Here is an 11,943-nt window from a genome sequence, read left to right as displayed (position 1 = left end):
CTTTTGTGTGCCGCTCTACGTGCTGTGGCTCGATGCGGCCAGCTGGCTTGCCACGGTGTCGCCTTCCCCGGCGCCATCGCGACGACACGGTGGTGTCGTGATTAGTGCGTCTCTCCTATAGTGACCCGCCACACAGCGTGCTCTGTACCGGGGGCGGTGCTGTGTCTGGAATGTCACACGCGTTACCGTGGCCTCGTGGACTCTGAAGCGCTCGCCGCGCTCCGCCGGGAATACGGCATCGGAACGCTCCGTGAACAGGACGCGGCTCCCGCACCCCACCTCCAATTCGCCACGTGGCTGGAAGACGCGGTCCGGGCCTCGTTGCCCGAACCCAACGCCATGGTGGTCTCTACCACTGACCGCGACGGTCAGCCCTCCAGCAGGTCAGTGCTATTGAAGGGGTTCGACGAAACCGGATTCATCTTCTACACCAACCTCGGCTCCCGCAAGGGCAGGGAGCTCGCGGACAACCCACGGTGCTCACTGTTGTTCCCGTGGTACACCCTGCATCGCCAGGTGATCGTCATCGGTTCGGCGACGAAGCTGGACCGCGAAGCCGATGCCGAGTACTTCGCCACCCGCCCGCACGGCTCGCAGATCGGCGCGTGGGCCAGCGAACAGTCCAGTGTCATCCCGGATCGGGAAGTGCTGGAGAAGCGGGCCGCCGAACTGGCCGAACAGTGGCCCGAGGGCGAGCAGGTGCCGCTGCCCGATTTCTGGGGCGGATACCTGGTCCGGGCCGAGACCGTGGAGTTCTGGCAGGGCCGCCTCGACCGGCTCCACGACCGCCTGCGGTACAAGCGCGACGCCGGCAGCGCCAGCGGCTGGGCCCTGGAGCGGCTCAGCCCGTGACGGCGCCTTCCGGCCGCACCGCCGCCGGATCGACCGCGATCCACACCGCCTCGGCGCTCGCCACCGGCTCCCCTGAAGGGCCGTAGAGCGCCGAGACCGTGAACGTCTTGCGTCCCTCGGTGCGCAGGTGTCTCCCCAGCACCACATGCGGTTCGCCGGCGATCAGCGGCTCACCGTCGTTGAGGAGCTCGACACTCATGCGCCCGAGGACCACGGGGCGACCTTCCAGGTCACCGGCCGACCATCCGCCGGGACAGTCCAGCGCGGCCCACACGAACTCCGGGTCTACGGTGTCCTCCGCCGGTGTCCACGGCGCCGCCACGACATCCCGGCGACCAGGCACGGGACCGGGGAAGATGTGCAGGCCGGTCGGGTGCTCCGGGCCGCAGACGAAGCACGTCGGGAACGGGTGGCCGGCGAAGCCCGCGTAGTCCTTGGAGGCCGCGACCGCCTCGTCGTACGAGACCGGCTCGACGAGCTCGCCCGCGGCCTCGACCAGCTCGGCCTCGGCGACGACGGTCGAGCCGTCCAGCAGGCGCAGCACTTCGGTCTCCTCGGGCTGCCGCAGCGTCAGCGGCTTGTCCAGCGGCGGCGGCTTGCGCAGCGTCACCTGAACCTTCGCGCCGGGCGTCGAGCCGATCTCCTCGAGGAAACGCCGGGCGAGCACACCGGAGACGTACCCGCCGTTGCCGGACTGCGGGGGACCGTTGAACCGTCGCGTGATCGTCAGCATGCCGCCAGACTCTCAGATTTTCCGGGACTCTTAAGCCAACAGGCGTGCGACCAACTGCAGATCCGCCACCAATTCCTTGTAAGCGGCCTCTTGGTTGTCCGCGCGCAGCACTGCGGACGGGTGCGACGTCGCGACCAACGACACCGCGCGCCGTCGCGACGGGTCGGACCCGAAACCGGCGTCGCCGCTCGGCGGCCACGGCATCACTTTGCCGCGGTCCCGCGTCACCCGGAACTGCGGCCCGACCAGCGCCCGCCCGGCGGTGGCGCCCAAGGCCACGATCACCTCGGGGTCCACTATGGTCAGCTCCGCGCGCAGCCACGGCTTGCACGCCTCGACGTGCGTGGCGTCCGGCGTCTTGTGGATCCGGCGGCCGTTCGGCCGGTCCTGCAGGAAACGGAAGTGCTTCACGCTGTTGGTGACGTATGCCTGCCGCGGGTCGATCCCGGCCTCGGCCATCGCCCGGTCGAAGAGCTGCCCGGCGGGTCCGACGAACGGCACCCCCGCGCGGTCCTCCATGTCCCCGGGCTGTTCCCCGACGAACACCACGCGCGCGGCCGGGTTCCCCTTGGAGAACACGGTCTGCGTCGGGCCGCTCAGCGAACCGGGCTGCGCCTGGTGCAGTTCGCACCCCTGGCAGGACAGCGAGGCGGTGCGCAGTGCGTCGATCGAGACCCCGCGTGGAATCGGCAGCGACATCGTTATCGTTCCTTGATTTCCGGTGGGTGTTGCCCGGCTGAACCAGGCCCCATTATTACGCGGTGGCACTGACAGGATCCTCAGAAACTGTTCAGTTCACCTGTCCGCAGTGCGGTTGGTCGGGGGAGTTCGACGCCAGGTTCGCGCCCTGGTGCATGCCCGGTGACCACGGACTCATCGGGCCGGAGGAACTGAAGAGACTCGATGCCGAGAAGCGGCTCGCCCGCCGTCGCCGGGAAGCGGGGCGGCGTCGCGCCGAGACCCTGGAACGGCGCTTGGCCCAGGCCGAAGACCTCAGGCCCGGCGGCCTGGCCCGGTTGTCCGCGCTCCTTTTCGGCATCGGCGTCCACGCGCTCACCGTCGCCGTCCTCGTCGGCTCGGTGCTGCTGCTGTTCGACGGCGTCTGGGTGCTCTGGATCGTCGCGCTGCTCGGCTTCGGCGTGGTGTGGCAGCTCCGCCCCCGCCTCGGACGGAAGCCCGGGGCCGGCTGGCAGCGGCGCGAGGACCTGCCCCGGCTGTTCGCCGTGCTGGACCGCGTCGGCGGCGCGATCGGCGCCCCGACCCCGAGTGCTGTGCGGGTGGACACCGGCTTCAACGCGAGCACCCAGCGGCTCGGGCTGCGGCACGAGCCGGTCCTGACCCTCGGCGCCCCGCTGTGGCAGGTCCTGGAGCACGACGAACGCCTGGCCCTGCTCGGCCACGAACTCGGCCACCACGTCAACGGCGACGCCGCGCGGGGTGTGCTCGTCGCCACCGCGCGACACAGCCTGAGGGAATGGCGCGTCCTGCTTTACCCCAGCTCCGGCGGCACGCGGGCCATGTCCGGACCGGCGGGGCTCGCGCAGTTGCTCGTGCCCGTGGTCCTGTTCCCGTTCTACATCCTGATGACATCGCTTGATCTGCTGTACGGCTGGATCCAGGTCCACGTGTCGCTGCGCGCCGAGTTCCTCGCCGACGAGATCGCGGCCCGGACCGCGTCCACCGACTCGGCGGTGCGGCTGATCAGCAAACTGGACGTCCACATGACGGTGGCCTCGCACTTGGCCCGGGTGAAGGCCGCCCGCAAGGCGTCACGGAAGCCGGTTCCGCTGGAGGAAGGCGCGGCGTTCTGGGACGGACTGCGTGACTACGTGGCCACCATCCCCGAGCACGAGTACGCCCGCCAGGAGCGGGTCTCGGTGTTCCGCGGCACAAGGGTCGACGCTTCACATCCCGCCCACTACCTGCGTAGGCGACTCCTTAAAGAGCGGCCTCACTACGAAGCGACGGTGACTGTCTCCGACGAAGAGTGGGAAGCAGTCGATCGTGAACTGAACCCCTTCATCGTGGAGGCTGGCCACCGCCTGATCCGCTAGTCCTGCCATTCCCTCAGGGGCCGAATCGCCAACACGGAGGCCGCCAACCGCAGCACTCCCCCGACCACCCACGGCGTCGCCAGCCCGTACCACCCGGCGATCAGCCCGCCGGCCAGCGCGCCCAGCGGCTGCATGCCCCACACCACCATGATTCCGGCGCTCGACACGCGGGCCAGCAGGTGCTTGGGCACCAGGCGCTGGCGCTGCGACACCACGGCCACGTTCCACAGTGAGGCGCTCATGCTGCCGACACCGAGCAGGACCGCCACGATGACTGGGTTCGGGCCGAACAGGCCGATCCCGAGGCCGGCCAGCGGTGTCACCGACGTCGTCAGGCGCACCACGGTGTGGCCGCCGAGGCGGGCCACGGCACGCCGGCTGGTCAGACCGCCCACGATCCCGCCGATCGCCGCGATGCTCAGCAGCAGGCCGTAGCGATGGGTGCCGACGTACAACACCAGCGTCGCGTAGCCCATCGTGTTCGCGAAGTTCGCGACCGCCGACAGCATCGTCGTCGTGCGGAGCAGGCGGTGGCGCCGCAGCCAGGTCAGGCCTTCCGCGACGTCGGCGCGCAGGCGGCGGCGCGGCGCGTCCGCGGCCGGGACCGTGCCGGCCGGTGACGTCGCCGGCCCGGGCAGGCGTGCGATGAGCAGCATCGAGACGGCGAACGTGGCGGCGTCGACCCAGAACGGGAGCGTCGGGGCGAGGGCGAACAGGACCGCGCCCAGAGCGGGTCCGGCGAAGTCCTTCGCGATGGACTGCGCCGTGAACAGACGGCCGTTCGCCGAGACCAAGTGCTCGCGCGGGACCACCGACGTCATCAACGGCTGCGAAGCGCTCTTCGCCAGCACGGCCGCCATCCCCAGGCCGAACGCCGACGCGTACAGGGCCCCGAGTCCCCATCCGGCGCCGCGGTCCAGTGCCAGCAGGCCGACGAAGACCACGCACAGCAGCTGCCAGCCCTGCGCGTGGATCGACAGCTTCCGGCTCTCTGAACGGTCCGCGATCGCGCCGGCCTGCAGGGAGAACACCAGCCACGGCAGCGTGCCCGCGACCGTGAGCCCGGATATGAGGCGTGGATCTCGGGTGTACCCGGCGGCGAGCAACGGCAGCGCGGCGACGAAGACGCCGTCGCCGAGCACGGAGATCGCGCCCGCGGTGAACAGCAGGTGCCAGTCACGGCCGAGCTTGCCGGTGGCGGGCCGCGCGTCCGCCTGCCGGGACGGGGGCGGTGCGGAGGGGCGTAAGGACACAGAAGTCATGCGGAAAGATTCAAAGATCGTCCCCCGCCGAAGCTACGATTTACTCCTGGCTAAATCCGCCGGGGCGAAGGGGGAACGATCGTGGTGCGTCCGATCCGCATACCGATCGCCGGCACCGAGATGGCCCGCGTCCGCTTCGCCATCTCCCCGGTCTACGAGGCCCTGCAGGCGGTCGACGTCCTGCACGTCCCCGGCCGTCACGCCGTCCACATGCCCTGGGTGCGGTGGGCGCGTCCGCTCCTGGACCAGGTGCCGGGCACGGAGATCCTCGCCGGCTTCATCGAGCGCAACCCCCGGCCGGGCGTGCTGGTGCCGGTGCCCGACGTGCGCATGCCGGCCCTGGAGGACGAGCTGGAGGCCATCCGCACCGCCGATCCGGCGCGGGTGCGGGGCTACTTCGACAACAACGAGCCGCCGAGGGACCGGTTCCAGCGCGCGTTCTACGACGACCCGGAAGCCGGCCTGGCCCGGATCGCCGACGTCCTGCACCGGGTGTTCGACGTGCTCGTCGCGCCCCACTGGCCGCGCATCCTCGGCGTGCTGGAGGCGGACATCGCGTACCGGGCCCGGGTGCTGGCCGACTCCGGCGTCGCGGCGGTCTTCGACGACCTGCACGCCGAGGTGCGCTGGTCCGACGGGGAGCTGCGGCTGAGCGAGCCCGGGAGCAGGAGGTCGTCGTGGTCGCCGGACGCCGAGGAAGACGCCAAGGAAGTGGTGCTGGACGGCCGGGCCCTGGTGCTGTCGCCGGGGGTGTTCTGCTGGCCCGACAAGTGCGTGGCCACCAAGCCGACCAACGCCGGCATCCTGCACTACCCGGCGCGGGCGGTGGGGACGGTGTGGGAGACGCGGCGGCCGGCGCCCGACGCGCTGTCCGCGCTGATCGGCCGCACCCGGGCTGAGCTGCTAGTCCAGCTCGCGGAGCCGGGGACGACCGCGCAGCTGGCGGGGCGTCTGGGGGTCACCGCCGGAGCCGTGTCCCAGCATCTCGGGGTGCTGCGCGGAGCGGGGTTGGTGGCGACCCGGCGGGACGGACGGGCGGTGCTGCACCTGCGGACCGAGCGCGCCGACGCGCTTCTGCGCTGACTCCGGGTGAAGCGTCAGGTCAGCCGGTGGTGGCGGTCGGTGGCGGCCGCGAGAAAACGCGTGGACAGTGCCCACCCCTGTCGGGGGAATGCGCAAGAATGAAGCACCGCTGTGCGTACCGGCTGCGAGAACCGGCGGCTTAGCACCGAGGACGGCGGCCGTCGGGCCCGCAGGAAGGGACGGAGAACGTGAGCAGCGACCTCATCGACACCACCGAGATGTACCTGCGGACTATTTACGAGCTGGTGGAGGAGGGCATCGTCCCGCTGCGGGCGCGGATCGCCGAGCGGCTCGGGCAGAGCGGCCCCACGGTGAGCCAGACCGTGGCCCGGATGGAGCGCGACGGGCTGCTGACCGTCGAGGGCGACCGGCACCTGGAGCTCACCGAGGCCGGGCGCGAGCAGGCCACCCGCGTGATGCGCAAGCACCGGCTGGCCGAGCGGCTGCTGACCGACGTCATCGGCCTGGAGTGGGAGGACGTCCACGTCGAGGCCTGCCGCTGGGAGCACGTGATCAGCGAGGCGGTGGAGCGCCGGCTGCTGGAGCTGCTGGACCACCCGACCGAGTCCCCGTACGGGAACCCGATCCCGGGGCTGTCGGAGCTGGACGCTTCGGCCGGGGAGCAGGAGGCGTTCCTGGACGGAGACGTGGCGAACCTGCGGGACGTCGTCGAGCGCGGCGGCCGTGCCGGGACCGCGCAGAACCTGGTGGTGCGCCGTCTCGGCGAGCCGCTGCAGACCGACCCGCAGCTGATGCTGCGGCTGCGGCGGGCCGGGGTGCAGCCGGGGCAGACGGTGCGCGCGACCGTCTCGCCCGGCGGTGTGCTGCTGGGTTCGGTGGGCGAGACCGCGGAGCTGGACCTGGATCTGGCCGGGCACGTCTTCGTGACGGTACGGGCCGCCTGAGAGCGGTGGGCGGAGCTTAGCCGGAACCGGGTCGGACTACAGGGGAAATTCGAGCCCAGATCCCCTGAGTGGGTGAATCCACGCTTTGTGATAGTCAGATCGCCGTTGGTAAGCAAGAATGGCGAGGCTGTCCAAGAGTCTTGGGGGTTCGCCACTATGTCCTCGATATCCGCTGCGGATGCCGACTTAGGCGGGTCGATGCCTTCTCCACGCACGCATCGGCGCCGTCGGCTCACTTCTCTCGCCGCCGGCGTCGCCGTGACGGCCGCCGCCCTGGGCGCCGGGCTCCCCGCGCACGCCGCCGATCCGACGACGTCCGGGACCGCGACCGCGGTCGCCGGCAAGGTCGACCTCGACGTCCAGCTGCTGAACGGCGTCCTCGGCGCCCTGCGTCTCGGCGGGCCCGACGGACTCGACATCCCTCTGGCGAACCTCTCCCTGGGCGAGGCCAGCGCGCCGAACGCGAGCGGCGACTCCGCGAACTTCACCAACTCGGTGCTGCGGCTGCGCGACAACCTGATCGACGAGCTGCACCTGCCCGGTCCGGAAGCCGATCTGCTGAAGGCCGACGCGGTCTCGGGCACGGCGCGGGTCGTCAACGGCCCCGGCGGCTACTCGCAGGCCTACGCGACGGTGGCCAATCTGCGGCTGTTCCTGCCGCTGCTGCAACTGCCCGGGGCGAGCGCGGACAACGGGATCCTGAAGATCGACGCGGTCTCGGCGCAGGCCACCTGCCAGCCCGGGCAGAAGCCCAGCGCCTCGGCGAAGCTGCCGACCACGATCGTGCTCCTGGGGCGCCAGATCCCGGTGCCGCTCAGCGGCGACATCCCGCTGGACATCGGGGTCGCGAAGCTGGACGTGCACCTGTCGCCGGTCTCGACGACCGACACGAAGGGCGCGTCGGCCGCCGTGGAGGCCCGGATCACGGTCGACGCGGTGGGGCTGGCGAAGGTGAGCGGTGCGATCGTGCTGGCCTCGGCGGCCTGCACGATGCCGGGCGCGGCGGCGGTGGGGAGCGGCGCGACCACGGGGGCCACCGGCTCCGGCACCGGGCCCGCCGCCGGGACGCCGACGACGACCGCCGTCGGGGGTACCTCGGTGACGACGGGTACCGCGAACGGGTCCGCCGGAGGGGCGACCTCGCCCGGGAACGCGGCGGGGAACGGCGACAAGGCGCTGGCGGCGACCGGCGCCAGCGGATCGCTGCTGCCGATCGCCGGGATCGCGGCCGTGCTCGTGCTCGGCGGCGCAGGACTGCTCGTCTATCTGAAGCGGAAGTCGGCGGGAGCGCCGCCGGAGGATTAGGGTTTCGAACCCTTCTCCGTGGGTCGCGGTCACCGACATGGTTCGGTGACCGCGACTTCTTGCCAGGCGCGACTCCTTGCTAGTACCGCTCGCGCCCGCAGGCGTAGGCGAGCGTCGGGATCAGTTCCGCGGCCTCGGGCAGCCACCGGTTCGACTCCCCCGGCGGACGGGCCCACTGCACCTGGCCGCCCGAGCCCATGCGCGAGGGTGGCGCCACGACGTAGTCCTTGTCGCCGTGGCAGACCAGGTCGAGTGAGGCGCGGCCCCAGCCGGCGCGCATGAGCATCTCCGGGATCTTGAGCTTGGCGCCGGGGAGGACGAAGAAGTACAGACGCCGGGTGGGCGTGGCCGCCACCGGGCCCAGGGCCGCTCCGGAGCGCTCGAGGCGGGCCAGCGCCAGACAGCCGGCCTGCTCCGGGACGTCGATCACGTCGAAGGTGCGGCCGGTGGGGAGCAGGATGCCGGCCTCCGGGTGGTCCTGCCACCAGCCGTGGACCCGTGAGGGCTGGGCCGTGATCTGCTTCTGCCAGTCCCGGTGCGCCGGGTGCGAGCCGAGGGCGGCGCACGCGGAGTTGTTGCAGGAACAGCGCCAGCCGCCGTCGGCGCGGATGACCGAGGCGCCCGGCAGGATGTCCCAGTGCCGCTCCTCGATGTAGGCCAGGGCGGCCGCCTTCAAGCCCAGATGGTCGCCGTCTGCGGGGTCGGGGGCGGGGGCGGCGAGGTCGCCGTCCGGCAGAGACAGCACAGTCATGTGCCCATAACGCGAGTGACAGGAGTCTGGTTACGGGTCGCATGTCACCTGATTGCCCGAATGTGCAAGAGGTCTGATATTTCGCGCGGTGCATCAGGGTTCGTCCGATTAGCCTCCCGGGTAAGACCGTGGTTATGGAGCCGCCCCATGGCCCGCGGGAACCGAACCGGAGACTCGCGGAGCTGATCGCTGAGGCCGGCTGCTCCAATGCCGGGCTGGCCCGCCGGGTCAACCTGGCGGGGGCAGAGCTGGGCCTGGATCTGCGCTATGACAAGACCTCGGTGGCGCGGTGGCTGCGGGGGCAGCAGCCGCGGGCCACCACGCCGGCCCTGATCGCCGAGGCGCTGGGGCGCAAGCTCGGGCGGCCGGTCACCGTCGAAGAGATCGGGATGGTCGACGACCGGGACGGGGCCTCGTCGCCGGCCCTGGGACTGGCCGCCGACCCGGAGGAGGCGGTGACGGTCGCCGCCGGGCTCTGGCGGGCCGACGCGGCCGGGCGCGAGCAGCTGCGGGCGGCGTCGTTCGCGGTCGCGGCGATGGTGGGGCCCAGCCGGGACTGGCTCATCATGACCGAGGACCCCGTGGTGGCGCGTGGTGCGGCCGCGGCCGGAGCCAAGAACGGGCACGCGCCGCTGCGGGTCGGTTTCTCCGACGTCGCCGCGGTGCGCGCGACGACTGACGCGTTCCGCACCCTCGACCACCGTTTCGGGGGCGGGCATGTGCGGGTGCTCGCGGTGCGCTATCTGGACGGAGTGGTCGCGGAGCTGTTGCGGGGCGTCTATCCGGAGAAGGTCGGCCGGCAGTTGTTCGCGGCGGCCGCCGCCCTCACCGAACTGGCCGGGTACCTCGCGTGTGACACCGGTCGCTTGGGCCTCGCCCAGCGTTACTACATCCAGGCGCTGCGGTTGTCGCAGGCGGCGGACGACCGCGCGCACGGCGGTCACATCCTGTCCGCGATGAGTCACCTCGCGAATTCGCTGGGCGCTCCGCGGGAGACGGTGCAGTTGGCGCGGTCCGCCGACGAGGGGTCGCGGGGTACGGCCTCGCCCCATGTGCTCGCCGAGTTCTACTGTGCGGAGGCGCGCGGGCACGCTGCGATGCGTGATCGGCGCGCCGCCGAGCAGGCGCTGGGGCGGGCGAGCGACGAGCTGGAGCGCAGCGACGGCGACGCCCCGGTCTGGTCCTCCTACTTCGACCACCACTACATCGCCGACGCCGCCGCGGCCTGCTACCGCGATCTGGAGCAGCCGCGCCAGGCGGCCGAGCAGGCGGCGGTCGCGCTGGCCGGGTTCGGTGCGGACAAGACGCGGCGGCGGGTGCTGAACCTCTTCACCCTGGCGTCGGCCCGGGTGCAGGGCGGTGACGTGGAGGCGGGGTGCGCGGCGGCGACCGAGGCGGTGAAGCTGTCGGGACGGGCGCGGTCGGCGCGGACGATCGAGGCACTGCATGATTTCGAGCGGCGGCTGGACCCCTACAGCACCGTGGCGGCGGCCCGGGAGTTCCGCAGCTTGGTGGCGTTGCGGCGGCCCGGTGAACCGATCAACGCGTGAACGCCCAGGGTCACAGCTCTGCCACTGATGTGATTCGTCGCATGTCCGATCAGGTAGGCTCGGCACCGCCTATGGATGAGACGTTTCACGAGAGCGAGTCGACCACCGGGGGCGCCGTGCCGCCGTCGGAGGACGCCGCGACCGCCGGGGCGGAAAAGCCGCACATCGCGCAATTCGCCCCCGTCGAGGCGCCTGAACAGGCCGTCTCCCACGCCGGTCCCCAGGGTGACGGCTACCCGGGCGGCGAGATCCCGGAGTCTTCCGGCTTCTCGTGGCGCCTTCCCGGCCAGCAGTTGCCCACGCAGCAGGTCCAGGGCGGCATCCCCAACGAGTTCGACCACCTCTTCCGGGACGCCCCGGAGGACGACCGTCGCTCGTTGATGCCGGGCCAGGGACCCATCGGCGTCTCGCTGTCCGGAGCGCCGGGTTACCCGCAGAACGGCGGGGCGCGTCCGCAGCCGCGTGCGAGCACCCCCGATGGCAACGACGGCTACGGTGCCAAGCAGGGCTATGGAGCCGGCAACGGCTACGGCCCCATGGGCGGTCCGCAGCCGACGCAGGCCCTGCCCCCTGCGGGCGCCACCGGCCATCAGCTTCCGGCGTACCAGCCGCCGACACAGGACCAGATCGGCTATCCGCAGCAGGGACTGCCGAGCCGCGCCTACGAAGCCGGTGGGTACCAGGCACAGGGGCAAGCGCAGGGCTATCCGCCCGGGGCCGGTCCCGAGCAGCACACTCAGGCGATACCGCGCGTCCCGTCCCCGTCGTACGGCGGCGCCCCCGGTGAGCCCGACCTGCTGCTGGCCACCGCGCCGGGCAAGCGCCAGGCGAACACCACGATCCTGGTGGCGATCGGCGTGTTCGTGGTGCTGATCGTCGTGGCCGCGGTGGCGTTCTCCGGCGGGGGCGACAAGGCGAAGAACGGCAGCGGCAAGAAGTCCACGACCCCTGACACGCCCGCCGCGTCCAGCAGCAGCGTCTCCGCGCCGCCCGGGGTGGACCCCGAAGCGAAGAAGCAGGCGGACGCGATCTACACGATCATCGCCCAGAGCAAGGAACTGCGCAGCCAGGCCAACGGCGCGGTGAGCGCGGTGCAGCAGTGCAAGAACATGGCCGAGAGCAAGCAGACGTTCCAGGACGTCGCCGCCAAGCGCCAGGGCCAGGCCGACGCGGTGAAGGGCCAGGCGGTCGACAAGCTGCCGGGCGGGCCGAAGCTGGCCCAGGACCTGATCAACGCGTGGCAGCTGTCCGCCGAGTCCGAGAACGACTACGTCGCCTGGGCCAACGACAACCTCAGCTGCACCGGCAAGCCGGGCGCGAACGACAGCCTCGCCAAGGCCAACAGCGCCGGCGGCAAGGCCGGTTCGGCCAAGGCCGAGGCGGTCAAGGACTGGAACGCGTTCGCGACCCAGTTCGGGGTGCAGCCGATCGGGATCAACGACCTGTAG

Annotated in this window: 11 protein-coding genes; 7 read left to right on the top strand and 4 right to left on the bottom strand. The window is 71.5% G+C overall.

The features are described 5' to 3' along the window. Nucleotides 1-195: 195 nt before the first annotated feature. Nucleotides 196-852 (top strand): pyridoxamine 5'-phosphate oxidase, encoded by a 657-nt coding sequence (gene pdxH / locus ABD466_RS19625; RefSeq protein ID WP_344658549.1) that lies wholly within the window; start codon nucleotides 196-198, stop codon nucleotides 850-852. Here the strand turns inward: pdxH and ABD466_RS19620 are convergent. After that, nucleotides 842-1,585: a hypothetical protein gene (locus ABD466_RS19620; protein WP_344658548.1), complete on the bottom strand. Its 744-nt coding sequence runs from the start codon at nucleotides 1,583-1,585 to the stop codon at nucleotides 842-844. The genes pdxH and ABD466_RS19620 overlap by 11 nt on opposite strands. 30 nt (nucleotides 1,586-1,615) lie before the next feature. After that, the gene (locus ABD466_RS19615) at nucleotides 1,616-2,284 is read right to left on the bottom strand and encodes a UdgX family uracil-DNA binding protein (RefSeq protein WP_344658547.1); all 669 of its coding nucleotides are present in this window, start codon (nucleotides 2,282-2,284) and stop codon (nucleotides 1,616-1,618) included. 155 nt (nucleotides 2,285-2,439) lie between these two features. On the opposite strand from ABD466_RS19615, the gene ABD466_RS19610 reads away from it, so the two are divergent. After that, nucleotides 2,440-3,639, top strand: a complete 1,200-nt coding sequence (locus ABD466_RS19610; protein ID WP_344658546.1) for a M48 family metallopeptidase — start codon at nucleotides 2,440-2,442, stop codon at nucleotides 3,637-3,639. On the opposite strand, the gene ABD466_RS19605 is transcribed toward ABD466_RS19610, so the two are convergent. Next, nucleotides 3,636-4,901 carry an MFS transporter gene (locus ABD466_RS19605; protein ID WP_344658545.1) on the bottom strand — a complete coding sequence of 422 codons (1,266 nt, stop codon included), beginning with the start codon at nucleotides 4,899-4,901 and terminating at the stop codon, nucleotides 3,636-3,638. The genes ABD466_RS19610 and ABD466_RS19605 overlap by 4 nt on opposite strands. 81 nt (nucleotides 4,902-4,982) lie before the next feature. On the opposite strand from ABD466_RS19605, the gene ABD466_RS19600 reads away from it, so the two are divergent. The 3 genes from ABD466_RS19600 to ABD466_RS19590 all read left to right on the top strand — a co-directional run bounded on the left by ABD466_RS19600 (nucleotide 4,983) and on the right by ABD466_RS19590 (nucleotide 8,194). Beyond that, complete coding sequence (locus ABD466_RS19600) at nucleotides 4,983-5,984, top strand: ArsR/SmtB family transcription factor (protein ID WP_344658544.1); 1,002 nt, start codon at nucleotides 4,983-4,985, stop codon at nucleotides 5,982-5,984. 218 nt (nucleotides 5,985-6,202) lie between these two features. Further along, nucleotides 6,203-6,889, top strand: coding sequence for an iron-dependent transcriptional repressor DtxR (locus tag ABD466_RS19595; RefSeq protein WP_425558685.1), 687 nt, complete (start codon nucleotides 6,203-6,205; stop codon nucleotides 6,887-6,889). A gap of 198 nt (nucleotides 6,890-7,087) precedes the next feature. After that, entirely contained in the window at nucleotides 7,088-8,194 is a 1,107-nt protein-coding gene (locus ABD466_RS19590) for an LPXTG cell wall anchor domain-containing protein (protein ID WP_344658542.1), read from the top strand. Between the two features lie 79 nt (nucleotides 8,195-8,273). Here the strand turns inward: ABD466_RS19590 and ABD466_RS19585 are convergent, their stop codons facing one another. After that, entirely contained in the window at nucleotides 8,274-8,945 is a 672-nt protein-coding gene (locus ABD466_RS19585) for a bifunctional DNA primase/polymerase (RefSeq protein WP_344658541.1), read from the bottom strand. 134 nt (nucleotides 8,946-9,079) lie between these two features. On the opposite strand from ABD466_RS19585, the gene ABD466_RS19580 reads away from it, so the two are divergent. Then, nucleotides 9,080-10,495, top strand: a complete 1,416-nt coding sequence (locus ABD466_RS19580) for an NsdA family TPR-like regulatory protein (protein ID WP_344658540.1) — start codon at nucleotides 9,080-9,082, stop codon at nucleotides 10,493-10,495. 71 nt (nucleotides 10,496-10,566) lie between these two features. After that, nucleotides 10,567-11,943, top strand: a complete 1,377-nt coding sequence (locus ABD466_RS19575; RefSeq protein WP_344658539.1) for a YML083C domain-containing protein — start codon at nucleotides 10,567-10,569, stop codon at nucleotides 11,941-11,943.

This window comes from Catenulispora subtropica (genome assembly GCF_039531675.1).
In the GTDB taxonomy this organism is placed as follows: domain Bacteria; phylum Actinomycetota; class Actinomycetes; order Streptomycetales; family Catenulisporaceae; genus Catenulispora; species Catenulispora subtropica.
Note: the sequence above shows the minus strand (reverse complement) of the source record. Positions and strands in the feature narration are given on the sequence as shown.